We start from the raw sequence: 24,839 nt of genomic DNA, 5'->3' as shown, positions 1-24,839 counted from the left end.
AAAGAGCCGCAAAGATAGGCAGCCGCGCCGGGTATGTTGGCAGGAAAGCGGTAAAACAGCCGCTATGGCATTGGAGCAAGTGCTTTCAACTTCTCCTCAACCGCCGCTAAATCGTTGCTCTTTACCAGTACTATGCCTTGCTTGTCGAGCAGCATGTAGGTAGGAAACGCGTTGATATCATACTGCTCGATCACGCCCTTGTCGGTATTCAGCTCCGAAAGCTGCGTCCAGCGCAACTGGTGCTTGCGGATAGCGTTTAGCCAATTGCTCTTATCATCTTTATGTTCCATTCCAATGCCCACTACGGCCAATTGGGAAGCATACCGGGCTTGCAATTCCTTCAGGTGCGGCATCGATTGGATGCACGGGCCGCACCAGTGGCCCCAGAAATCGAGCAGCACATATTGCCCCTTGAATTTATCCAGCGACACGGCCACTCCGGCCGTATCGGGCATGGTGAAGTTGGGTGCCGGGAGGCCCACCTGCGGCCGATTGCGCAAGGAGGCTACACGACTGGCCGCGGCTTGCCCCTGCACGCTGGCGCGCACCGCGGGCGACAAACCGCGCAGCAGCTGCTCGTACGTTTCTACAGGCTGGTCGTTTACTACCCTGGCTTGCGAATAGAGCAAGTCAGCACTCGTGCGGGCCTGTGGGTGGGCTTGGATGAACGCTCGGGCAAATTTCCCGTCCAGCGTCTGTAAGGCTTTCGCCGAGTCTGGGTGAGCCTCCATACGTTGCTGCAGTTTCCATCCGCTGCGCTGGTAATACTGCGTGCTCCAATTGTTTTCCGGCGTGCCTGTAACGGCTATTCGTTCCACACTGGCTATATCACCTGTGACGGTTATCCGGCCCGGCTCGTTCCAAATGGATGTAAAGTACCACGGTACGAGTTTCATGTTGACGGTGCCGTCGTCGCTGGGGTAGGCGGTGTAGGTAAAGCGGTCATTCACCGCACGCACGGTGTCGTGTAGCTGGTGGCCGTTGTGTTCGTAGAAAAACACTACGGGTTTGTTGCCTAAGCCTTTGATGTTGCCAGTGACGCGGCTCGGCTGCGCCTGTTGCGCAAGGGTAGGGGTAGCCAGACTCAAGCCCAGGAATGCGAGAAGAATAGTACGGGTCAGCATAGAAAGGAATAATGAGATGGAGATGCCAACAATATAGGCACAACTCTATGCAACTAATTACCAGCCGGCAGACTCTTCAATGAAAGTTTGTCCGAAGACAGTGTTTTTCTATTTCAGATAAGTAAGGCAGTATGCAAAAGCTATTTACAAAAACGAAGGTGCTGGTTCTACTTAGCGCCGCGCTGCTGGCCGGGTGCCAAACCGACGGCGACGTTTCGCCTGACAACGCGCCCAACGTGCGGCCCCTCACGGCGCAGGAGTCGCAAACCGTTGGTAGCGCCAACGATTTCGCCTTCCGCAGCTTTGCTGCGCTGCGCAAGAGTGAAGGAGGCGAAAACCTGTTCATCTCGCCCCTAAGCATCTCCGCGGCCCTCACCATGACCTACAACGGCGCCGATGGAACGACCAAGGAGGCTATGCGCCAAACGCTGGGCTACGCGCCAACTGCCACCAACGAGGAAATCAGCCAGTCGTACAAAAGCCTGTTTGCGCTGCTGCAAGGGGTAGACAAAAAGGTGAACTTCGCCGCGGCCAACTCGCTCTGGTATGCCCAGCAGTACAAGCTGCAAGCGCCCTTCGTGCAGCTCAGCCAAACGTATTTCGACGCCAAGGTGCAGGGGGTGAACTTCGCCGAAAGCAGCACAAAAAACACGATTAACGAGTGGGTGGAAAGCAAAACCAACGGCAGAATCAAGGACCTAATCAAGCAGACCACGAGCGACGATGCCTTGTACTTGGTGAATGCGCTCTACTTTAAAGGCACCTGGACGTATACCTTCGATAAGAAAGAAACGAAGAAAGCGTCTTTCTACCTGGAAGACGGCAGCACTATCTCCCGGGACTTTATGGCGCTGACAAAAGGCCGCTACCTGTACGCCGCCGACGCCGATATGCAGCTCATCGACCTGCCCTACGGCAACCGCCAGTACAGCCTGACGCTGCTGCAACCCACCGCCACGCGCACGCTGGCCGACCTCACTGCCACCCTCAGCAGTGCCAAGCTCGCCGCCTACCTGTCCCGCGCTGATACCATGAGTCTGCCGCTGCACCTACCTAAGTTCAAGCTGGAGTATGAAGTAGACCTCAAAGAGGTGCTGACACAGCTTGGTATGGACGAGGCGTTTGGCAACAGAGCCAATTTCAGCAAGATGCTGGAAGGGCGCAGTAATTTAGCTATTGGTAAAGTACTGCATAAAACCTTTGTAGAGGTAGATGAGGAGGGCACTGAAGCCGCTGCTGCTACGGCCGTAGGCATGGTGAATAATAGTATTGGTTCACCGACCGAATTGTGGATTAATCGACCTTTTCTATTTATAATCCGAGAAAAGTCCTCCAACGCCATTCTCTTCATTGGGCAGTTGATGAAATAGGGAAAAGGGTGGGGCTGTCATCCTGAGCACAGCGAAGGACCTTCTCACGTGTGAACGATACTCGTTATTACGACTTGTTCACACGTGAGAAGGTCCTTCGCTGTGCTCAGGATGACAGCCGTATAGTTACTCACCATCTCATCGCCTACCCCTCCCAGCCGGCTCTACCCAGCAGGGGCACGAAGCGGAAGGTCTCGAATTCCTCGCGCACGAATTCTTCCCCGCTCTCGCGCACCACGCGCAACATCCGCTGGCTTTGCGCGTCGCCTACGGGAATGACCAGTGCGCCGCCTACCCGCAGCTGGCGCAGCAGGGGGCGCGGGATAGTAGGCGAGCCGGCCGTTACGAGAATCTTGTCGAAGGGAGCGTGGGCGGGTAGGCCCAGCGAGCCATCGCCGCAGAACAGGTGGGCCGGCTGGTGCATGGTGGCCAGGCGGCGGCGCGTGCGCTCAAACAGCACTTGGTTGTACTCAATGCTGAACACCTGGGAGGTGAGCTGGAGCAGCACGCAGCACTGGTAGCCCGAGCCAGTGCCAATTTCCAGCACCCGGTCGGTGGGCGCCAAGCGCAGCAGCTGCGTCTGGTAGGCCACCGTATAGGGCTGCGAGATGGTCTGGCCTTCGCCGATGGGGAAGGCCTTGTCCTGGTAGGCGTGGGCCTGAAACGCAGGGTCAAAAAACTGATGGCGCGGCACGGCCAGCATGGCCGTGAGCACTTGCTCGTCGTGAATGCCTTTGCGGCGCAGCTCGGCCGCGAGGGCGCGTCGCTGGCCACGGTGCCGGTAGCTGTCGGAGTCCATAGCGGAAGGAAGAGGCCGGGCGATGTAGCGGGTTCCAGTGTATGCCCTACCTTTGTGCCCGGCCAGCCCGCAGGGCCAGGCTGGCGGCACGGGCTGCGAAACTACGGTTTCGACCCCACAAAACCGCTTTTTCCGCCTCACCTTTTCCTTTCTTCCCCTTGCTCCGAACTTTGCAGAAGCTTAAACTGGTGGCCGCCGACTTCGGCGCGGCGCTGCTGGCCTGGATCTGCTTCTTCCTGATACGCAAGTACTTACTGAACGAAAGCAGCACAGGCTACCATCTTACAGCCGGAGTGTGGTTGTACTTATTTGGTTCAGCACTGCTCATTGCCTCCTTCTGGACCATTCTATACGCGCTCATCGGCGAATACCGCGATATTTTTCGCAAATCCCGCCTTACGGAGGTCATCCGATTGGGGCGCGTGTCGGTGGCGGGTGCCATGGTTATCTTCTTCGCGCTGCTACTCGACGACGAAGGGGTTAATAGTTACCAGCTGTATTATAAGACCATTACGGTTTATTTTCTGTTGCATTTTGTGCTCACGGCGGTGTTGCGTACCTGGGCTGTATCGAGCGTGCAGCGGCTGGTGCGCAGCGGCATCATCTCCTTCAATACTCTGCTGGTAGGGGCGCAGGCGCTGGCCCACGACACCTACCACGACCTGCGCCGGACGGGCCAGCACCTGGGGCTGCGACTGGTGGGGTTTGCGCAAGTAGGTGAGGAGCCCGATGCGCGCTTGGCCGCCGAGCTGCCGAGCGTAGGCTCCTACCAGGAGCTGGTCAGCATCATCGCGGAGCAGAAGATCGAACAGGTGGTTATTGCCATTGAGCCTTCCGAGCACCGCCTGATTCAGGATATTCTAACGCTTCTGCAAGGCGTGCCCGTGCGCATTAGCGTGCTACCCGACCTTTACCAGATGTTGCTGGGTTCGGTGAAAGTAAATCACTTGTTCGGGACGCCGCTCATCGAGATCAAGCATGATCTGTTGCCCGTGTGGCAAGCGGTGCTCAAACGTAGCGGCGACATAGGCTTGGCCATCAGCTTTCTGCTGCTGGCCTGGCCTATCTACCTATTCACGGCCCTGATGGTGAAGCTAACCTCTACGGGACCAGTGTTTTACGCGCAGGAACGCATTGGACGCAATGGAGAGCCGTTTCGGATCTATAAATTCCGCTCGATGGTGGTAGACGCCGAGAAAATGGGCCCCGCCCTCAGCTCTGATCATGACCCGCGCATTACGCGCTGGGGGCGTTTCATGCGCAAGGTGCGCCTCGACGAGCTGCCCCAGTTCTGGAACGTGTTGAAAGGGGATATGAGCGTGGTAGGTCCCCGCCCCGAACGGCGGTATTACATTGAGCAGATTGCCAAGATAGCGCCCCACTATCGCCACCTGCACCGCGTGCGCCCCGGCCTCACCTCCCTGGGCCAAGTGAAGTACGGCTACGCCGAAACCGTCCCGCAGATGATAGAGCGCCTCAAGTTCGATATTCTCTACATCGAAAATATGAGCCTGGCTATGGACCTGCGCGTGCTCCTCTACACACTTAAAATTATTGTGGAGGGTAGGGGGAAATGATTTTTGATAGGGGGGTGAAACGCTGAAATAGGCGTATCAATCCAAACGTTCTGTCTCATCATCTGTTCTCATTCCACACAGTAGCACATCACCAATCAGCACATCAAAAACGTGTTTACCGGAATCATTGAAGCCCTGGGCACCATTGCCGCCGTGCGGCGCGAGGCAGCCAATATCCATTTTACGGTTGAATCGCCCTTTGCCGAGGAGCTGCAAATCGACCAGAGCGTGGCCCACGACGGCGTGTGTCTGACGGTAGTGGCCGTAGATGCCGTGGCTGGCACGCACACTGTCACAGCTATCGACGAGACGCTGCAAAAAACCAATCTAGCCAACTGGCAGCCCGGCCGCCGCGTGAACCTGGAGCGCTGCCTCTCGGCCAACGGCCGTTTCGACGGTCACATCGTGCAAGGCCATGTGGACCTAACAGCTGAGTGCGAGTCGGTGGAGGACCAGAACGGCAGCTGGCGCTACCGCTTCCGCCACGCGCCTGGCCCCGGCCGCGTCACCGTCGAAAAAGGCTCTATCTGCATCAACGGTACCAGCCTCACGTGCTTCGATAGCGCCGACGATGGTTTTTCGGTGGCCATCATTCCTTACACCTACGAGCACACTACCTTCCAGGACCTGCGCCCCGGCGACCGGGTAAATCTGGAGTTTGACATCGTAGGCAAGTACATAGCGAAGCTGCTGGGTAAATAAAGATTAGAAAAATTATTTGTTAAGTTAGCACTTATATGTTTCCATTTTCTATAAGTTATAGTGTTCAACTCACTAGGAATATAACTTTGGATGAGTATGAATCAGTATTAAAATATGTAAAGGAATTTATTGAGAAAAAAACAGCAGATGATATAATAATATGGGAGAATGGCCTTGAATTCAAATCGCGTTTATTAAAATGGAGGTCGCGCAATAACATTATGTCGGCAATAGATAAAGGAGAATTTTATATACTTTCAAAAGAAGGTAAAACTTTTATTTCATATAAAATATATATGTATTTTCTACTTCTTTCAGCACTTGTTTTTGCTGGATTAGTAGAAGCTTTAACTAAAAATATCGCTTTAAGTGTTTTTGTAATAATATTTATGGGTGGATTGAATTGGCTTATTGCTGTTATTCGTCATAGATATATGCTTAATGATTTAAAAAAGAGAATAGACTTATTAATCCCAAGTGGAATATATCCTTTCTATGCCAATAAAAAATAGTCATGTATAGTAATAGTAAGAAAATTCCACCACTCTCGCTTGGCATAGCCAAGCGAGAGCGGTGCCAGTAAAAGATAACGCGGCCTACGCTCAACTGAGCGTAGGCCGCGGATGCCCTGTGCAAAGGTAGTAAGGCCCTACTGCGCCGAAGGCGGCGGGGTCTTGGTACCCCAGGTTGTGTTGGGTTTGCTACCCATCGTAAATACCAGCTTGCCGCCCTGCATCAGCTCGTCGCGGTACAGCCAACAGTTGTTGAGCGGCTTGCCATTCATCGTGGCCGACTGCACGTACACGTTTTCCTTGGAGGTGTTTTTGGCCTCAATGATGAGCTTTTTCTGGTTGCCCAACTCAATGGTAGCCTTGCTGAAAATAGGGCTACCCAACTCCACAATGGGGCGGGCATCAGTGAAGCCCTTCACATCAAACAAGCCCAGCGCGGTGATGACGTACCACGAGCCTAACTGGCCCTGGTCCTCATCCTGCCCGTAGCCGTAGCCGTGGATGGGCTCGGTGCCGTAAAAATCCTCGCAAATCTGGCGGGTCCATTTCTGCGTCAGCCAGGGCTTGCCCGAGAAGTTGAACAGCCAGCTGATGTGCAGGCAGGGCTGGTTGCCGTGGTTGTAGATGGCGTTGACACCAGCAAAGGCATCGATTTCTTTGCCGCCCCCAAAGTCCGTTTTGGCCGAGGCCGTGAAGATGCTGTCGAGGCGGTTGTTGAACTTTTCGCGGCCCATGGCATCAATCAGGCCCGCGGGGTTTTGCGGCACGTAGAAGGTGTACTGCATGGCGTTGCCCTCCTGGAAGCCGCGCCACGGCTCGTACGGCTTGAAATTGCTTACGAACGTGCCGTTGGCCAGCTTGGGCTGCATGAGCTTGTTCTGCGGGTTCAAAATCTCTTTCCAGCCGTTGGAGAGCTTAATCAGGCGCTCGTAATCATCCTTTTTGCCCAAAGATTTCGCCATTTGCGCGGCGGCAAAGGCACTATAGCTATACTCCAGTGTGTGTGAGTTGGCGAAGTAGGCGCCCGTAGAATCCGTCTTGTACCACTCACCTTTATACTCTTTGTATTCCTCCTTGAAGGGCACGTAACCGTATTGGGTAAAGGCCTTCACGTCCATCTTGCCCGAGCCAAACGGGCGGTTGCGCCAGTTCAATTCGTTGGCCCGCACGGCCTGATAGGCCAGATTCACGTCGTAGTTGCGGATGCCAGTCTGGTAGGCGGCGGCAATGGCTAGGCCCACGAAGTTGGTGCCTACCCCCGATACGTACTGGCTGTTGGCCAAGCCATCGGCAAACCAGCCCCGGTCGCGATAGAGTTGGAGTTGGGTGTTCACGAAGCTACCGTACCACTCGGGGTAGGACAGCGCCCACAACTGCGTGATGTTCCAGTAGCCGCCCCAAATGGCGTCGGTATTAATATACTCAGGCTTGGGGCCGCGGCCGCTAGTCACCAGCTTACCTGTTTTGCCGCCATGGCGGGGGTAGTCGCCGTTCACGTCGCTGGCAATGCCGCGGCCTAGCAGGGCGTGAAAGAGGCCGGTGTAGAACTTGGTCTTGTCCTGCTCATTGGGGCCTTCTACTGCTAGTTTGCCCAACTCGCGCTGCCAGGTTGCCTGCGCGGCGGTGCGGGCCTGGTCAAAGGTCAGGGTGCGGGCTTCGGCTTGCAGGTTGGCCTTGGCATTGGCAATGGAAGTATAGGAGAGTCCTACCTTCATTTCGATTTTTTCCTGCGCAGCGGTTTGGTAGTTCAGCACTAAGCCCGCGCCTTTGCCGGTGGCTTCATTTTTCTTGCCCTGCGTGCCTGCGGCCGTAAAGGCCTCCACGCTCGCCGGCTGCTTGCTGATTTCGCCGTAGAAATACATGTTCACCTTGCCCTCGGGGTCGTAGGTTTTCACATACTTGGGGTAGGTGCTCACGAAGCCCTCCACGTGCGTAGCGTCCACCATCCGAATGCTGGCGTCGGTCACTTCCCCGCTCTCGCCCTGCGTGTTGCCGATGTCGAGGATGATATGGGCCTGATCGTTTTTGGGGAAGGTGTAACGGTGGAAGCCTACCCGCTTGGTGGCCGTCACCTCGGCCGTGACGTTGTAGTCGTCGAGCAGGACTTTGTAGTAGCCGGGCTCGGCCACCTGATTTTTGCGGTCGAAGCGCGAGCGGTAGCCGCTGGCGGGTTTGTCGAGGTCGCCGGGCTTCACGCGCAGCTCGCCTGTGGTGGGCATGAAGCTCACGCCGCCTACCTGCCACTCGTGGAAATGCACGAAGCCCTCGATGGAGTTCTGACGGGTGTCGTAGCCCACGGCTTCCCAGCCCGACTTATTGCCGTAGTGGCCGTTGGTGGAAGGCGCCAGCTTGGCCATGCCGTAGGGCACGGCCGCCGGGGTGTAGAAAAACCACCGGCTGTGCGCCGTGCCAATGTTAGGGTTCACGTACTTCAGCACGTTTTGCGCGCTGGCCTCACTTATCGTTAGCAGCAATGCCAAGGGCAAAATGCCAGCGGAGAAAGACAGTTTCATAGAAGGATGATAAAAGATGGGATGAGGTAGGACGAGGTCTGAGCTGTTTTGCTACTGCCAGCTGCGCTCGATTTCTTCCAGGGTCCGGCCCTTGGTTTCGGGCACGGCCCGCCACACAAAAAAGAAGGTGAAGGCCGACAGCACCGCGTAGAGCCCAAAAGCACCGCCCAAGCCGGCCACCTTCACCAGCGACAGGAAAGTGTAGGAGATAAGCGTGCAGGCTATCCAGAGGGCCACCGTGGCCAGGGAGGCGGCCCGGCCCCGCACCGCATTCGGGAAAATTTCGGTGATGACCACCCAAACGCCTGGCCCCAGGCCCACCGCAAAGCAGGCCACGTAGAGCATAATCAGCCCCAGCAACAGCGTGCCCGGTGCGTGCAGCTGCAAGGCTACCACCAATGCACCCAGCGCTAGCGCCATGCCCCCCGAGGCAAAAAGCAACAGCGGCTTGCGCCCTACCCGGTCAATCACGAACAGCGCCACGACCGTACCTGCGAAGTTGATGCCTCCAATAAGCGCATTTGCCCCAATGGCCGACGAGGCGCTTTGCCCGTTGTACTCGGTGAAAATGATGGAGCCGTAGTAGAGAATAGTGTTGATGCCTGTGATTTGCTGCAATACGGCCAGCACCACCGCAATCCGTAGCGGCTGGCGCAGGCGCGGCTGGTACAGGTTGGCATCTTCGCCGCGCTCGGCCACTAGGGCAGCCTGAATTTCCTCGGCTTCGGCAGCCGCGGCCACCGGGCCGTTGAGGCGGGTGAGCGTACCCAGCGCCTCGGCCTCGCGGCCCCTACCCAACAACCAGCGCGGACTCTCGGGTACCAGCAGCAGCGTGAGCATAAACAGCAGCGACGGCGCCGCCGCCGACGCAAACATCCAGCGCCACGACGCTAACCCTAAATCGGCTAGGTAGTAGCTGGCCACATAGGCCAATAGAATGCCTGTCACAATAGCCAACTGATTCAATGTCACCAGCTTGCCGCGAATACGAGCCGGCGCAATTTCGGCGATGTAGAGCGGCACCAACAGCGAGGCTACCCCGATGGCGAGGCCGCCGGCCAGCCGCGCCACCACAAACTCGGTGAGCGTGCGCGGTATCGCCGCCGCCAGCGCCGACAGCGTGAACAGCATAGCGGCCCCAAACAGCAAGCGACGACGGCCGTAGCGGTCGGTAAGCCAACCGGCCACGGCGGCGCCAGCCACGGCCCCAAACAAAATAGCGCTGGCCGCCAGCTCGGTTTGCGCATCCGTCAGGCCAAAGTCCTTCTTCAAAAAGACTAGGGCGCCGTTGATGATGGCCGTATCGAAGCCAAACAGCAAGCCGCCCAGCGCCGCTACGGTGGCAATCAGGTACACGTAGCCAGCACTACCGGCTGGGCCATCAGCAGCATGGCGAGGAGTAGGGCCTGGGGCAGCGGGTGTAAGCATCAGATGGTGGGTAGGTTAGGGTAAGGACTAGGGTAAAGCGGCGCTCTGCCGATAAATAAGCGTATTCGTAGAGGCCGGCCGCCTACCTTTCTAAATAGGCAGCGAGCAGGGTAGGCAGGTAGCGCACGGAGACCGGGCGCCTCACACCAGCAGCACGTCTATTCCTAGCGCGCGGAAAGGCGCCACCTGGGCCTCGGTCGCGCCGGTATCAGTGATGATTTGGTGCACATCCGTAGCGGGGCAGATAAGCGACGTTGCCACCGTGCCGAGCTTGGTGTGGTCAGCCACCACAATGCAGCGTTTCGCCTGGCGCACCATCACCTGAATCACGGCGGCTTCTTCGGGGTGCAGGGAGGTTAGTCCCTTCTGGGCGTCGATGCCATTGACACCGATAAAGAGCTTATCCACAAAGAATTGGCTGAGCGCCTGCACCGTAGCGGGCCCTACCACCGAAAACCAGCTACCCGTTAGGAAGCCGCCCGTCACGAACACGCGCACGTCGTCGCGGTGGCTTAGCTCCATGGCTACATTCACGGTATTGGTGATGACCGTCACGTTGGACCCCGGCCGCAGGCTGCGCGTTACCTGCGTGGTAGTGGTGCCGGCCGTGAGGGAAATCATTTCGCCCGTTTGGATAAGGCCCGCGGCGGCCAATCCAATGCGGCGCTTCTCGGAAAGGTTGCGGTCAATCTGCTCGTGAAAGCTGGAGTTGTAGCGAAACGGTTCGTAGAGCAGCGGCTCCCGGGGCACCGCGCCGCCGTGCGTGCGTCGCAGCCAGCCCTGCTGCTCCAGCTCCGTCAGGTCGCGCCGTATGGTGGCCACCGACACACCAAATTGCGCGGCCAGCTCCTCCACGACTACGGTGCCGGTATGGAGCATCTTTTCGACAATGGTTTGCGCACGGGTTGTAGCGGCGTTGTCAGAAGTTTGTAAGTCAGACACAGTGAGTAGCGTTAGAGGTGAAAATATGAAAGGTGAAATTGTAAAAGATTTCCCTTTCACTATTCAGCTGGCATTCCTCTTCTGGGGGAGCTGGGGATAGAAGCCTAACAGACACAGCATTGTAGCTGGAAACCTCAAATTCGCTCTAGGTCCGCACGTAGGCCTTCAGGGTAGCGCACTCCGTCCCGACGGCCGCGCCGTGGGGTCGAATGGTGTAGGCGCCTACCGCCGCGGGCACGATAAACGTCTCGGCGTAGTGCACCACAAAGGGCTCGAAGACATTCGTTGGGCTTTCGACAATAGCCTCCGTACCCTGCACCAGGTTGAGCACCTGCACGCCGCCGTGGGTGTGGTGGGGCACAACATCCGTAAACCAGTGGCGGCGCGTCTCAATGAATTCGCGCTCGTGCAGGCCGGTGCGCTCCTCCCGCCAGCCGTGGCCGCTGGCTACGGGCTCTAGGTGGTTTACCAAGTTCTGCTCCACCCACGTAGTGGTACGGTCGGGCTGAATGTTGGCCGCGCCGTGGGTGAGGTGAATGGGCCGGGGGCGGCCATCGAGGCCCAGCCGGTCCCAGTCCCACAGCTTGAAGGTGAAGATGTAGGGGGTAGCCGAAATTTCCAGCACCATCCCATTAGCGCCCGAACAGTGAATGGTGCCCGCCGGAATTAGAAAATGGTCGTGCTTCTTGGCTGGAAACTCGTTGATGTATTTGGCTGCGGGAAAAGGTGCCGAGCTGTCGTCTTGGGCGCGCTGCAAATCAGCCAGCATGGCCGGGAAATCAGCGTTTTCCTTCATCCCCAAGTACACTACCGCGCCCGGCTCAGCATCCAGCATGTAGTAGCTTTCATCCTGGGTGTAGGCTAGGCCAAACTTGTCGAAGGCGTACTCTGTGAGCGGGTGCACTTGTAAGGAGAGGTTGCCGCCACCCATGGTATCGAGAAAGTCGAAGCGGATGGGAAACTCAGTACCGAAGCGCCCGTGCACGGCCTCGCCTAGCAGCTCGCGGGGGTGGGCAAACACGAGGTCGAGGCTCGGGATTTCCACGCGTGCGTCGCCGAAGCCCAGTAGCAGCGAGTTTTCCTCGGGCACGCAGTCGAAGCCCCAGGCGTAGTTGGGCGGGCCGTCGGGTAGGTCGCAAACTTCGCGCAGCCACTGCCCACCCCACACACCGGGGTCAAAAAACGGCACCACCCGGAACGGCCGCCGCACGGCGGCCGCCAGCCCGGCTTGCAGGTCGGCGCCAGTGATGAGCTTGGGTAGGGTAGGGTCGTTGGTGTCGAGCAGGAAGTCGGCGCGGGGTAGGACTTGCTTTTTCAGGCGGTCGGCCGCCCGCCAATCCACAAAATACGCCCGCTTGTACTTCAAGCTGGCTTTTTCGGTGAAGTTGTCGCTGCCCAGGTTGGCAATCTCGCCGCGCCGCTGCCGCAGTTGAATCTCCCAGCGGGCCAGGTCGGCATAGACTACAATAGCGGGGGTAGGGCATACCAAAGTGGCCCCGGTTCCTACAATTACCACCAACTGACCCGCTGCCGAAGCCAGTGCCGCTTGCGCCGCCTGAAGTTTCGACGGGTCAAAAAAGTCGGTCACCGTCAGGCCATTGAGTCGGCCGAAAACGGGGTCGTCGGTGAGCGGGCCGGCCACCATGGCGTCGATGTCGGCGGGCGAACGGTAGAAGTCGTCGGCTACCAAGCACTGCGCTGGCTGTAAGGCCTGTACGAGTTCTTGTTGGAGTTGCTTGAGGTCGGTGCCGGGGTAGCATTCCACGGCGAGCACCAGGGGTTGGTCGGGGGCAGTAGGCGCGGCGGGTAGGGCCACTCGCAGTGCTTCAGTAATAGCCGGCCAGTCGGTTTGGCAAGCTTCTGGCCTCGCGGCGACCGGCACAAAGGGAAACTTATCGTAGTTGGAAGAGCGCATAGAAGGCAGCAACAGGGGTAGTGCAGGGCCGCGCATTACACCCTTAAAGCTGATGCGCGGTCTAGTGTCATCGCGTGCCGACGTATGATGCCGACCGATTAGCGGTGATTTTGTCGCTGCTATATTAAGAATAATATGATCGTTTTGACAGTAAACGATCAAAATAACTTGCTCGCTTTACTATATAATGCTCATTTAGCCGGTGTTACTCCCCACTGTTCGTTGGGATGAGGACCCATCACGAGAACCAATGAGCTGCCTTTCAATAGCTCCGCCGCCGGAAACTGAAAGGACTGCAACGGCTTGCCATTGAGCATGGCCGCCTGCACGTAGAGGTTGCGACGGGAGGCACCCTTGGCTTCGATAGTGAATTTGTGGCCTCGCCCAAAACGCTGCCCCAGATCAATATCAACTTTGGAATACAGCGGGCTACCGATTTCGTAAATCGGCGCGGCGTTGGTGCCGCCATCGGTCTGAAACAACCCTAGAGCCGCCATCACCAGCCACGCGCTCATCTGGCCCTGGTCCTCGTCACCGAGGTAGGCGTTGCCCACGCCGTAGCCGTAGTAGCGCTCCAGAATTGAGCGGCTCCATTTCTGGGTAGACCACGGCTTGCCCGCCCAGTTGAACAAAAAGGCAAAGTGCATGGATTGCTGGTTGCCCTGCACCACGGGGTAGTTCCAGTATTGGTCGTTCAGGCCATTGTAGCGCCACGGCTCACTTTCGCGAAAGCCCCATTCCAGCCGGTCGATAAAGGTTTGTCTACCTACTCGCTTGATCAACGCGGGCACATCCTGCGGCACGAAAAACGTGAGCTGCCAGGCGTTGCCCTCCACGTATTCTTCGTTGGCGCCGCTGCGAAACGGGTCAAACGCTTTCGTCCAGGTGTCGTTGCTGAGTTTCGTGTGGCTGTAGCCGGCGCTGTCTATCGTGTTTTGCCACCAGTAGCCGCGGTCGTTAAATTTCTGATAGATACCAGGTTGGTTGAGCGACTTGGCCAGTTGCCCTACCGTCCAATCGTCGAAGGAATACTCCAACGAGTTGGAAAAGCGGCCTTTGTCGGAGGGCACGTAGTGGTAGCGCTCGTAGGCCACCAGGTCGCGGTTGCCGGCAAAGCCCGTGAACACCTTTTGGGCTGGGGTGGTCTGCATTTTCACCGCGGCCGCCAGCACCTTGTTCGCGTCGAAATCCCGAATGCCCATCTGGTAGGCGGCCACCATCTGCGGAATTTCGTGCTCGGCCACCATCACCGGAATGTAATTCATGCCGGCCGGACCCTTCGCCAGCCAGCCGTAGGCGTCATACATGGCCAGTTGCGAGCGTACCCACCGGCTGCTCCACTCCGGCGTGACGAGATTCCAGACCTGGTTCAGATTCCAGAAAGTGTTCCAGAACGCATCGCAGCCCAATGCCACGTCGGCGGCGGGGTGGGGTAGGCGGTGCACCTGACCGTCGGTGCCGCGCCAGTCGCCGTTGGTGTCGCTCCAAGTATTGCGACTGCAAATGGACCGGTACAGGGCGTTATAGAATCGCGTCTTTTCCAGCCGGTTGGTGGTGGTGATCTGCACGCGGTTGAACAGCTCGTTCCACGTATCGAGCTGGTGCTGGCGGACGGCCTCGAAGCGCCAGCCGAACGGCGCCGTCACTTCGGTTTGCAGATTCTGAGCGGCATTGGCAACGCTCACCAGCGATATGCCGGACCGCACCTGCACCACGGGGTGCTGCTTGGCGTCGAACTCGGCAAACAAGCCGGCGTCTTTCAAGTCTTTGCCAGTGAAGGTGGTGCCGTATTGAATCTGGTTGTTGCGCCAGCCGCCGAGCCGCTTGATCGGCTGATCGAACTCAACCACAAAATGCAGCGTGTAGTCCTGGGAGGCATCGTTGCTCCACACGCCGGGCGAAAACTGATGAATGCTGCCTTCGAGGCGGGTTGCACTCACTTGCTTCACCTGCACTTCTTTCAGCTGATAGTCGTACTCCGATGGAATGTGAAAGTCGAGCAGCACGCGGGCGCTGTCGCGGTCGGCGGGAAACGTGAACCGCTCGAACCCGCAGCGGGTGGTAGCCGTCACTTCCGCCTTAATGCCATAATCGGCCAACTGCACCGCGTAGTAGCCAATAGGTGCCTTTTCCGTTTTCTTGTCGATGCGCGAGCGGTAGCCTGATGTGGGCCGCAGCTCATCGCCAATGTTGGTTTGGAGCTTGCCGTTGGTGGCAAACATGCCGAGGCCGGCCATCGTCCACTCGTGGATGTGGCTGAAGGTGCCCACGCTTTCATAGGTAGGCTGGTAGCCCGCTTGCCAACCGCTGTTCTGGTTGTCGGGGCTCATCTTCACCATGCTAAACGGCATCCACGGCCCCGGCGCAATCATCCACCGGGAGTGGGCCGTGCCCATGCGGGTATCCACGTAGTCGGCCAGGGTTTGCTCTTGCTGAGGTGCCCGCTGCACCACGCCTTCCTGCACCACTTTCCCGTTTTCCAGAATCCTGTATTTACTTTGGGTAGGAACGGTTACGGTGGGCATCGGGGCTTCAAACTCGTACGCGCCCTTTTCTACTGGCTCTCTGAAAATGGTTTGGCCGTCCAGCTGTACGCTTAGGGTAGGCGTGCCCGCCACGTGCTGCACATTCACCAGCAGCGGCTGCCGACGCTGCCCATCGGCAGCCAGCTCGTACGGAGCAGGCGTTACAGCGCGCACAAAAAAGCTGTTGGGGGCGTTGCACCGTCACGCCCGATGGACCAAGCAAACTCACCTGATCGAAAAGAATCCACGAGCCTTCCGTAACGGTGATAGTCACTTGGTTGCCACCTGCTTGCAGAACGCCTTTATCTAGCGGAATTTCGATGATTTTGGGAGTGGCCTTGACCAGATTACCGCTGATAGAGGCCGTATCAGCGGGGCTTTCGGTCATCGTGGGCCGGCGCTGTTGGCGCACGTCGTACCCCGCGGCGCTTAGTTGTATTCGTTCTTCCTGCCCGTTGATGCTGATTTGTAGCAAAGGCAAAAACGTTTTAGCATAATCCGCTAATCGAATGACGAGTTTGTAGCTACCTGTAGCGGGTAGCTTTTTCAAGGTAAATAGCAGATTCACTTGGTTCGTGCGCCAGCCGGCGGTACTCCAGGTGCCGCCCCACGTGTCTACCGGCCCCGGCAGCACGTACGGGAAATCCTGCTTTTCCTTGGAAGCCCCAATGAAAAAGCACTTGTCTTCGTAGCCAAAATCCTGGCCCACAAACTTGCGAAAACCAGCCGGCGCCAGGGCAAATTCTGCCCCCGATTGATCGGCTTTGCCTACTTGCCAGAGTGTGCGCTCCGGTTGTTGCGCGTGGGAAGGGGCCGCTACGCTCAAAAGCAGCAGTAGCCAAAAAAGTGTTTTCGTCATGCCTATCGTGCCAAAGGAAGGGGCAGAAGATAAGCAGAAGTCAGAGGAAACAATAAAGATGCGGTTGATAATCACCCGGTTTCTCCGCGAGCGGGCGTAGGGGCCGCACTGTGAACAAGCGCGTGCGGCCCCTAAGGCTCTACCTGGTTCGGACCATAGTATGCGGCCACCACCGCGCCGCGCCCCATTTATATAGCTCGGCGCAGCCCCAGGCCGTGAGACTACCCAGCGTGGCGCCGGCCACCACATCGGAAGGGTAGTGGGCGCCCAGGTAGATGCGGCTGTAACACACCACCACGGCCCAGGCCAGCGTGAGCCACTTGGCCAGGCGGTAGCGTGCAGGTAGCACCAGCCACAGAAAAATTACCAGCGCAAACGAGTTGGCCGCATGCGACGACAAAAAGCCAAACTGCCCGCCGCAGCCGTTCACCAGGTTTAAGGTAGTCGATACCTGCGGGTCATGGCAGGGACGCAGGCGGGCAAAGTAGGGCTTAAACAAACGGCTGGAAATCACATCGGCCAGCGCCACGCTCAGGCCCAGCAGCGGCAGCAGCAGCAGGGCACGGCGCTGGTAAAGGTAGCCCAGCACCACCACCAGCACAAAGTACGCTGGAAACCACACGAAGCGTTCCGAAAAAAACACCATCCACTTATCCAGCGCGGGCGAGTGGTGCAGGTTGATGGCGATAATCAGCCACCGGTCTAAGGCGCGCAGCTGTTCAAGCAAGGGAATCGGCGTTTGGGGTAGAAGAAACCCAATCGACACCCTTACGCAGCCAAGCGAGGGTAGCAGCCTCCGGCGAGCCGGGCGCGGGCACACGGTTGTAGTGCCACTCGGCGCGGGGCGGCATACTCATCAGAATGCTCTCGGTGCGGCCACCGGTTTCCAGGCCGAAGCGCGTACCCCGGTCAAAAGCCAAGTTGAACTCGGCGTAGCGGGCGCGGCGCACTAGTTGCCACTGTGTTTCGGCCGAGCCATAAGGTAGGGCCTGGTTCTGGCGCATCAGCTCGGTGTAGGTAGGGCCGAACAGGTTGCCCACGTCCTGCACGAAGGCAAACAGCGCGTCGGCTGAGCCATCTTTGCCCACCGTGAGGCGGTCAAAGAAGATGCCGCCCACGCCGCGCGTTTCCTGGCGGTGGGGTAGGAAAAAGTAGTCGTCGGCCCACTGCTTGAAACGGGGGTAGGAGGCCACCTCGTGGCGCTGGCACACGGCCTGTATCTGTTCGTGAAACCAGCGGGCCTGCGCTTCGTCCACGTAAATCGGGGTTAGGTCGAGGCCGCCGCCGAACCACGCCTGCCCGTCGCCGGCCTCGAAGTAGCGCACGTTCATGTGGGCAATGGGCACGCGGGGGCTGCGCGGGTGCAGCACCACCGACACGCCCGTGGCGAAAAACGCCGGGTTGGGCATGTGTAGCAGTTGGGCCGCCTGGGCGCTCATCTCGCCGGCCACCGCCGAAAACGCTACACCGGCTTTTTCCAGCACCGCGCCCTCGGTGAGCACGCGGGTGCGGCCACCGCCACTCTGGTGGTGCTGCCAGGCATCGGTCAGGAACTCGCCGGTGCCGTCGGCCTGCTCCAACTGCCGGCACAGGCGGTCCTGGAAATCACGCATCCAGCTTTCCACGGTGGCGCGAAAAGTAGGGGTGGCAGGGGTAGGGGAAACGAGGGGAGAAGCAGACAAAAGCGCGGTGGATTGAGCCAAAAGAACGCGACGCGAAGAAACGTGCCGCTTGAGCCGGCAAAAATACGTACAAAACCTGCCCCGCAGGCACTTTTCGCCCAAAGCCGTACTTTCGCTTTTTCCTACCCCACCTGCATGACCACCCAGCCCGCCCCGTTTTCCGACCCTGCTTCCCCGTTCACCGTTCCCCGCCCGGATACCCAGATGCGCGCCTACCGCCTGATGCACACGGCCGCCGAGCTGGCGCGTCTTTATGAAGAAAACAAGGCCGTAACGGCCCGCTACGTGCACGCCACCGCCCGCGGCCACGAGGCCGTGCAACTGGCCGCCGCCTTCCACCTGCGCCCCACCGACTACGCCGCCCCCTACTACCGCGACGATGCCTTGCTGCTGGGCCTGGGCCTGGCGCCCTACGAGCTGATGCTGCAACTGCTGGCCAAGCGCGATGACCCCTTTTCGGGTGGGCGTACGTATTACGGGCATCCGTCGCTACGCAGGGAGGGTTTTCCCGTTATTCCGCACCAAAGCTCGGCAACGGGTATGCAGGCCATTCCGGCCACCGGCATGGCGCACGGTATCAAGTATCTGGAAAGCCAGGGCCTGTTGAAAACCGCCGACCAGCGCCCCGTGGTGCTGTGCTCCATCGGCGATGGGGCCATGACGGAGGGCGAGGTGAGTGAGGCCCTGCAAATGGCCGTGCTGCACCAGTTACCCATTATTTTTCTGGTGCAGGACAACGACTGGGGCATTTCGGCTACTGGCCGCGAGATGCGCGCCATGAATGCCTACGAGTTTGCCGCTGGCTTCAAAGGCCTACATCGCCTAAAGATCGACGGCGCTGATTTTGCCGTTTCCTACGCTGGGCTGGCCGCCGCTTTTGCCCACGCCCGCGACACCCGCGGGCCAGTGCTGGTGCACGCCACGTGCCCATTGCTGGCCCACCACACCAGCGGCGTGCGGCGCGAGAAATACCGCGGCGACAACCTGGCCCAGCACGAACCCCACGACCCCCTACCGCGCCTGCACCGCCAGCTGCTGGATATGGGCCTGGCCACCGAAGCGGAGTTGGACGACCTCGCCGCCCAGGCCCGCACCACAGTAGCCACCGACTACCAGCGTGCCCTGCAAGCCGCCGACCCCGACCCCGCTACCTTCGCCGACCACGAGTTTGCCCCGCCCGCCGTGACCGAGGAAGCCGGCGAGCGGAGCCCCGCCGGCGCCGAGAAAGTGACGATGGTAGACGCCGCCCTGCACGCCGTAGACGATATTTTGCGGGAGTTTCCGGAGGCGTTATTCTACGGGCAGGATGTGGGCGGCGCCTTGGGTGGTGTGTTTCGGGAGGCGGCGCTGCTGGCCCAGAAGCACGGCGCGGCGCGGGTATTCAATACGCCCATTCAGGAGGCCTATATTGTGGGCAGCACGGCCGGCATGTCGGCCGTAGGGGCGAAGGCTATTGTCGAAATTCAGTTTGCCGACTACATCTGGCCGGGCCTGAATCAACTGGTGGAAGAGCTGTCGAAATCGTGCTACCTATCCAATGGTCAGTTTCCGGTGCAGAGCCTTATTCGGGTGCCGGTGGGTGCCTATGGTGGGGGCGGCCCCTACCACTCGGGTTCGGTGGAAAGCACGTTGCTGAACATCCGGGGCATTAAGGTAGTCTATCCCAGCAACGCCGCCGATATGAAGGGCCTGCTGCGCGCCGCCTTCCTTGACCCCAATCCGGTGGTGCTGCTGGAGCACAAAGGCTTGTATTGGAGCAAAGTACCGGGTACTGAAGATGCCCGTACTCCCGAACCTGCTATCGGCTACGTGCTACCCCTGGGCCAGGCCGCCATTGCCCAACCCGCTGACCCTGAGCAGACGCGCCGAGGCGCTACCTGCGTGGTCATCACCTACGGTATGGGCGTGTACTGGACCAAAGCCGCCAGCCAGCAGTTTCCCGGCCGCGTCGAAATTCTGGACCTGCGCACGCTCAATCCCCTCGACTATGAGGCTGTGGAACGGGCAGTGCGCCAGCACAGCAAAGTGCTGGTGCTCACCGAAGAGCCCCTGCTCAACTCCTTCGCCGAAAGCCTCGCAGGCCGCATCCAGCGCACCTGCTTCCAGCACCTCGACGCGCCGGTGTTTACCCTGGGTGCTGCCAACCTTCCCGCTATTCCGCTGAATGTAGCGTTGGAAAACCAAATGCTTCCCAACGCTGAGAAGGTAGCTAAAACGCTGGGCGAGTTGCTGGGGTGGTAGCGAGGAGTGAGTACAAAACGACTGTCATCCTGCGCTTACGAAGGATGACAGCCGTTTTGTACTCACTCACTCACTCACTCACTCACTCACTCACTCACTCACTCATTAGAACGGATAGCCAATACCCAGGTTAAACGCTGTTTGGCGGGCGCCGAAGCCGAAGTTGCGAATCACCCATCGGTTGCCGGGGTAAGTGGGGTCGTAGACTTTGGTGGCTATATCGAGGCGCAGAATAAGGAAGGTGAAGTCGAAACGCAGACCAAAGCCCGAGCCCACGGCAAACTCTTTGTAAAAGCGGTTGAACGCAAACTGAGCGTTTTTATAATCCGGATTTTTTTCAATGCGAGACACGTCGGCATGCAATAGCCAGACGTTACCAAAATCTGTGAATACAGCACCATTAATAAAGCTATACAGCGGAAAACGGTATTCTACGTTGCCTTCTAACAACAACTCGCCGGGTTGTTCTTGTGCTAGGTTTTGCTTGCCGTTGATCAAGGTAGAGAAGGAGCCTGGGCCTAAGCGGCGCGGTGCCCAGGCCCGTACACTGGAACTGCCCCCAGCAAACACAAATTTATCATAGGGGATAATCAGACCAGTTTGTTGCTCATCAGAGCCGGGTGGGTAGTAGGTGGTAGGGGTAAGAGCCCGTGCCGCGCCCACATTGAAGCGGTAAACGAAATACGATTTTGAATCCAGCTTGATATAGCGACGATAATCCGCGCTGAAACGGGCGAAGTTGAATACGTTCAGGTCCGGAAAAACCGTCTGATAAATCTTACGCGTGAGGCCGCCTACCTCCGCATACAACCGCAAGTAGCGGGCGTCGCGGGTTTCATTAAAATCGTTGGAGTTGTAGAGGGAAGTGAAGTTGATGCTGGGTACCAACTGCCGCGTAAAGCTCTGGATTAGCGGAAAACCTTGGTTTGATAGCTCTTGTAAGTTTGCTAAGAACGCTGGATCAATTGAGTTAAAGGGCGTATTCACGATGCTCAAATCAGCAGGCGTGAATACGTACTGGTGAAACTCAGAGCGCTGCCAGATATAGTCGTACGTAGCCTCGGCGTTGGTGCGTGTGTACTGCGGCCGGCTAACGAAGGTATACGAAGCGTTGATGCGCGTACGTGGATTATATTGTACCAGGTAGCGCTGGGGTCGGAAGGGAATAATGAACTGCGGAATCACCAGGTTCACGTTGCCGCCAATTTGGGTCGTGAGTACCGCATCTGGGTTACCGCTGGTTTCATCGTCGGTACTGGCAATGTTATACTGCCCCTCGAAGCCCGAACGGATACCAAATTCCAACACCTCAGCTCCGCCAAACGGGTTACGCACGCGCAAGCGCACGTTGGCAAAAGGCCCTACTAAGCCGCTCACATAGGTGCCGCCAAACTCGGTGGTTTCCTGAAATTTTTTGGCTGGTGAGGCATTCACAATGGCCGCCAGCTGGCCTTGTACCGAGTCGGCTAGTGTGTTCGACTGGCGGGGTAGGCGGCGGTAATTCACCGTGTTGAAACGGAACATATCCAGCGTACCCAACTGCCGCTGCGTGAGCAGCGTGTTGGCCAGGCTGTAATGGTCACCGGGACGTACTTCCAGCTTATTATCCAAAATACGCGGGCGAATTTTGTGCTCGTAGGCTAAAAACTTCACCGAGTCGCGCACGATAGTGTCGCGCGCTACCCCGAAGCGGACAATGCCGGCATCGGAAATAAAGCTCACGCGCTCAATGGTATACAGGCGGTGCGATTGGCCGGGTGCTGGATCGGCAACGAAGGTGCGCAGGCGCACGGTGGTCGGCGCAAAGCTGGTATCGGCTTCCAGGGTGATGTATTGTTCCCGAAAGTCGTAGTAGCCTGCGTTTTTCAGCAACGTTTCAAGCCGGGTGCGCTCCTGCCCAATCACTTCCTCGTCGTACTGGTCGCCCACATGCAGCAGCGACTGTGGGCGGGAAGCTAGTACCCGCCGCTCCACGGCCGTGTCGGGGATGGTGTAATTGAGCTGGGTGTAGTGAAAGGGTAGGCCCTCGTGCACGTGGTAGGTTACGGTCACGCGGCGGTCCTCCACCGTGTCGGTGGCGTATACGCTGCTGCGGAAGAAGCCCTTGGATTTCAGGAAGATATCGAGCTGCGTGACCGTTTGGCGCGTGAGGGCCGTATCGTAGAGTACCGGGGGCTCGCCAATGCGCATAATGGAGTTGCCCTTTTCTAGCTTCTGCTGAAAGCGGCGGTTGCGCCGCTCCCGCTTCTGCGTGAGCTTGGCTACCTCCACCGAGTCGGGTCGGGCCTCAGCAATGAGTTGGTTGTAGCGCTCCAGGTCCTCGTTGAGCTTACGCCGGACCTTTGTCGAATCATAAAAATTCGTCCCCAGCTGATAGATGAGTAGCTTTGGGATGGGAAAGCGGGAATTGGGCTGCTGCTGATAGAGCGTTTGCATGCGCTCGGCGTCGGCCTTGTCTACCCCCTTCAACTCAATCTCATTCAGCAAGTTCTGGCCGGGCGGCAGCAGCTTGGTAGGTGCGCAGCCAACCAGGGCCAGCAGCAGCCAGCACACGAGCAATAGGCGCCGCCAGAGCTGGCTGGCCCCAAGCGTATTAACGAATAACGATGGTTTCAAAAGCAGTAGCGAAATATGTGCACGCCCTGCACCAAAAAAAATACCGGTTGCGGCACGGCGCTTTTCTGGTAGAAGGAGGCAAAAGCGTTCTGGAGCTGCTAAGTTCTACACTTCTGACCGAACGGTTGTTCGTGACGGCAGAGTTTGCGGCAAAAATTTCGCCATTCCCGCCTCAGGTACCCGTGGAGGTGGTATCGGCGGAGGAACTGACCCGACTGGGCACGCTGGCTACCAACCAAACGGCGCTGGCCGTAGCCCGCCTACCCCAGGAGTCGCCTTTGCCCACAGTGCCCGGCTTGCTCTTGGCGCTCGACGAAGTGCGCGACCCCGGCAACCTGGGCACCCTCATCCGCCTGGCCGACTGGTACGGCCTGCCCGGCGTAGTATGCTCCGATACCTGCGCCGACCCGTGGAGCCCCAAAACGGTGGCCGCTACCATGGGCTCGTTCACCCGCGTGCCCGTCTGGCAGCGCGACCTGCCCCAGTGGCTCGCTTCCCTACCCCCCGAGATGCCCGTTTACGGCGCCGACCTGCACGGCGATAATGTGCACCACCTCCGGTTGCAGCCCCAAGGCGTGCTGGTGATGGGCAGCGAAAGCCACGGTCTCACGCCGGCTGTGGAGCAGTGCCTCACCAAGCGCCTGCACATCCCTGGGCGTGGCCAAGCCGAGAGCCTAAACGTGGCCATTTCAGCAGCCATCCTGCTGGACAATTTCTTCCGGGCGGGGTAGGGAATTGACTGAGGCGTTACGAAAAAAGGCCGTCATGCTACGCTTGCGCTCAGTATGACGGCCTTTTTAGGTTTTCCTACTCCTTAATCAATCCCGAAAAACGAGACGCCGAAGCTCAGACTCTGGGCCTGGGGGCCGCGGTTGTCCTTGAAGAGCTGGTTGAGGTGGTACTTGGCAAACAGGTCTACCTTACGGAAGCCGATGCTGCCCTGTAGCCCGTACTGGAAATCCTCCAGATTGTAGCTGCCGCGGTCCTTATCTTTCCGCGTGTCACCATCCTGGTCGTACTTCAGCTTGGTGTGCGTGCCCAGGCGGTAGCCCACGAAGCCACCGGCTGCCAGCCGGAACGTTTTGTGGTACTCTTTGTCGCGCAGATTTGCTTGCAGCATCACGGGTAGGTTGACGCTAGACATGGCCAACTTGCTTTTTTCCAGGTTGTAGCCTACCCGCTCTACCGTTGTGTAGTTGGGTTGGCCGCTTACCAAGCTCGTGTTCGATACAAATCGGGTATCATTATCGAGCATGAAGTTGTTGAAGGAAAACTCGGGGCCCAGCAGCAGGTACATGGGCGAGCCTTTGCTGCCCAGGCGCTGGGCGTAGCGCCAGTACAGGCTCACGTAGCGCGAACCAAAAGGCCGCAGATCAATGGGCTGCCCGCTGCTGTAGTTGCTTTTATTGACCAGCGCATTCAAGCCCAAATCCATCCCGAAGGCACTCTGGCTGCTGCGGTTGGCCTCGCGCTGCCGCCGCGCCAGGCGCAACGAGTCGCGGTCTACTTCCTTCTTGCCGTCGTTATCGATGTGGATGGACACGTGGCCGTTGCCGTGCTCGTCCTTGTTTTCTTCTACTCTGATGTTGCCCACGCGGCCCAGGGTCACGTCTACGCGCTCGGCGGTGGGTTTCTGGGGCTTGCCTTGCGCATCCTCGTTGCGCACCGTGATGCGGATTTGCTCGGGCACGCCGGCGCCAGGGTGGTCTTTAGCAGGGTAGAACTCCGTCGTCACTTCACCCGACGAAGAGTTTTTGCCGGCTGCCTCGGCCTGGCTGATATAGCCGTTCAGCACCGTCATCAGCGAGTCGAGCTTGTAGTTCTGCAACTGGCGCAGCTGGGCTTTGTTTTTCACATAAAGCGTCATCACGGCTTGGTTGGGGAGCCGTACAATGATGGTATCGTCGTTGAGAACGGGGGTAGGGCGGAGCGAGCGAGCGGAGAAAAGGTCGGTAGCACGGGCCGAGCAAGGCGCGGCCAGGGCCAGCAGCGCGGCGGCAGCTAGCAGGGAAGTAACGCGTTTCATGGTGTAGG

18 protein-coding genes are annotated in these 24,839 nt (G+C 58.5%); 6 read left to right on the top strand and 12 right to left on the bottom strand.

Features of this window, described 5'->3' with window-relative positions; translation table 11 throughout:
* Positions 1-62 precede the first annotated feature (62 nt).
* The gene (locus F1C16_RS07590; RefSeq protein WP_185283722.1) at positions 63-1,124 is read right to left on the bottom strand and encodes a TlpA disulfide reductase family protein; all 1,062 of its coding nucleotides are present in this window, start codon (positions 1,122-1,124) and stop codon (positions 63-65) included.
* A gap of 131 nt (positions 1,125-1,255) precedes the next feature.
* Here F1C16_RS07590 and F1C16_RS07585 point away from each other — a divergent pair, with 131 nt between their 5' ends.
* On the top strand, positions 1,256-2,494 hold the full coding sequence (locus F1C16_RS07585) for a serpin family protein (RefSeq protein ID WP_185283721.1): 1,239 nt from the start codon (positions 1,256-1,258) through the stop codon (positions 2,492-2,494).
* A gap of 145 nt (positions 2,495-2,639) precedes the next feature.
* Here the strand turns inward: F1C16_RS07585 and F1C16_RS07580 are convergent, their stop codons facing one another.
* Positions 2,640-3,293: a protein-L-isoaspartate(D-aspartate) O-methyltransferase gene (locus tag F1C16_RS07580; RefSeq protein WP_185283720.1), complete on the bottom strand. Its 654-nt coding sequence runs from the start codon at positions 3,291-3,293 to the stop codon at positions 2,640-2,642.
* A 170-nt stretch (positions 3,294-3,463) separates the two neighbouring features.
* Between F1C16_RS07580 and F1C16_RS07575 the strand changes: the two genes are divergently transcribed.
* The 3 genes from F1C16_RS07575 to F1C16_RS07565 all read left to right on the top strand — a co-directional run bounded on the left by F1C16_RS07575 (position 3,464) and on the right by F1C16_RS07565 (position 6,084).
* The gene (locus tag F1C16_RS07575) at positions 3,464-4,870 is read left to right on the top strand and encodes a sugar transferase (RefSeq protein ID WP_258049060.1); all 1,407 of its coding nucleotides are present in this window, start codon (positions 3,464-3,466) and stop codon (positions 4,868-4,870) included.
* 111 nt (positions 4,871-4,981) lie between these two features.
* Positions 4,982-5,572 (top strand): riboflavin synthase, encoded by a 591-nt coding sequence (locus F1C16_RS07570; protein WP_185283718.1) that lies wholly within the window; start codon positions 4,982-4,984, stop codon positions 5,570-5,572.
* A 35-nt stretch (positions 5,573-5,607) separates the two neighbouring features.
* Positions 5,608-6,084, top strand: a complete 477-nt coding sequence (locus F1C16_RS07565) for a hypothetical protein (RefSeq protein ID WP_185283717.1) — start codon at positions 5,608-5,610, stop codon at positions 6,082-6,084.
* 137 nt (positions 6,085-6,221) lie between these two features.
* Here the strand turns inward: F1C16_RS07565 and F1C16_RS07560 are convergent, their stop codons facing one another.
* The 8 genes from F1C16_RS07560 to hemF form a co-directional block, all read right to left on the bottom strand.
* Positions 6,222-8,597 (bottom strand): GH92 family glycosyl hydrolase, encoded by a 2,376-nt coding sequence (locus F1C16_RS07560; protein WP_185283716.1) that lies wholly within the window; start codon positions 8,595-8,597, stop codon positions 6,222-6,224.
* 51 nt (positions 8,598-8,648) lie between these two features.
* Positions 8,649-10,025, bottom strand: a complete 1,377-nt coding sequence (locus F1C16_RS07555) for a sugar porter family MFS transporter (protein ID WP_185283715.1) — start codon at positions 10,023-10,025, stop codon at positions 8,649-8,651.
* A gap of 141 nt (positions 10,026-10,166) precedes the next feature.
* Positions 10,167-10,967, bottom strand: coding sequence for a DeoR/GlpR family DNA-binding transcription regulator (locus F1C16_RS07550; RefSeq protein ID WP_219160023.1), 801 nt, complete (start codon positions 10,965-10,967; stop codon positions 10,167-10,169).
* A gap of 145 nt (positions 10,968-11,112) precedes the next feature.
* The gene (locus tag F1C16_RS07545) at positions 11,113-12,882 is read right to left on the bottom strand and encodes a class I mannose-6-phosphate isomerase (protein ID WP_185283714.1); all 1,770 of its coding nucleotides are present in this window, start codon (positions 12,880-12,882) and stop codon (positions 11,113-11,115) included.
* A 191-nt stretch (positions 12,883-13,073) separates the two neighbouring features.
* Positions 13,074-15,407, bottom strand: a complete 2,334-nt coding sequence (locus tag F1C16_RS07540) for a GH92 family glycosyl hydrolase (RefSeq protein ID WP_258049113.1) — start codon at positions 15,405-15,407, stop codon at positions 13,074-13,076.
* 7 nt (positions 15,408-15,414) lie between these two features.
* Complete coding sequence (locus F1C16_RS22955; protein ID WP_258049059.1) at positions 15,415-16,266, bottom strand: polysaccharide lyase family protein; 852 nt, start codon at positions 16,264-16,266, stop codon at positions 15,415-15,417.
* A 139-nt stretch (positions 16,267-16,405) separates the two neighbouring features.
* Positions 16,406-16,993, bottom strand: coding sequence for a phosphatase PAP2 family protein (locus F1C16_RS07535; RefSeq protein ID WP_185283713.1), 588 nt, complete (start codon positions 16,991-16,993; stop codon positions 16,406-16,408).
* Positions 16,986-17,948: an oxygen-dependent coproporphyrinogen oxidase gene (gene hemF, locus F1C16_RS07530; RefSeq protein ID WP_258049057.1), complete on the bottom strand. Its 963-nt coding sequence runs from the start codon at positions 17,946-17,948 to the stop codon at positions 16,986-16,988. Before hemF ends, F1C16_RS07535 begins: the two co-directional genes overlap by 8 nt.
* A 135-nt stretch (positions 17,949-18,083) precedes the next feature.
* On the opposite strand from hemF, the gene F1C16_RS07525 reads away from it, so the two are divergent.
* Positions 18,084-20,189, top strand: coding sequence for a thiamine pyrophosphate-dependent enzyme (locus F1C16_RS07525; RefSeq protein WP_219733449.1), 2,106 nt, complete (start codon positions 18,084-18,086; stop codon positions 20,187-20,189).
* Between the two features lie 105 nt (positions 20,190-20,294).
* Here F1C16_RS07525 and F1C16_RS07520 read toward each other — a convergent pair whose 3' ends face one another.
* A complete protein-coding gene (locus tag F1C16_RS07520; RefSeq protein ID WP_185283712.1) occupies positions 20,295-22,805 on the bottom strand; it encodes a BamA/TamA family outer membrane protein in 2,511 nt (836 codons plus the stop codon).
* On the opposite strand from F1C16_RS07520, the gene F1C16_RS07515 reads away from it, so the two are divergent.
* Positions 22,796-23,536: an RNA methyltransferase gene (locus F1C16_RS07515; RefSeq protein ID WP_185283711.1), complete on the top strand. Its 741-nt coding sequence runs from the start codon at positions 22,796-22,798 to the stop codon at positions 23,534-23,536. The two genes, F1C16_RS07520 and F1C16_RS07515, sit on opposite strands and share 10 nt — an antisense overlap.
* 83 nt (positions 23,537-23,619) lie before the next feature.
* Here F1C16_RS07515 and F1C16_RS07510 read toward each other — a convergent pair whose 3' ends face one another.
* Positions 23,620-24,831 carry an outer membrane beta-barrel protein gene (locus F1C16_RS07510; protein ID WP_185283710.1) on the bottom strand — a complete coding sequence of 404 codons (1,212 nt, stop codon included), beginning with the start codon at positions 24,829-24,831 and terminating at the stop codon, positions 23,620-23,622.
* Positions 24,832-24,839: the final 8 nt, after the last annotated feature.

Origin of the sequence: Hymenobacter sp. NBH84, from assembly GCF_014217645.1 — a bacterium.
GTDB lineage: Bacteria > Bacteroidota > Bacteroidia > Cytophagales > Hymenobacteraceae > Hymenobacter > Hymenobacter profundi.
This window is presented reverse-complemented; position numbering and strand designations above follow the sequence as displayed.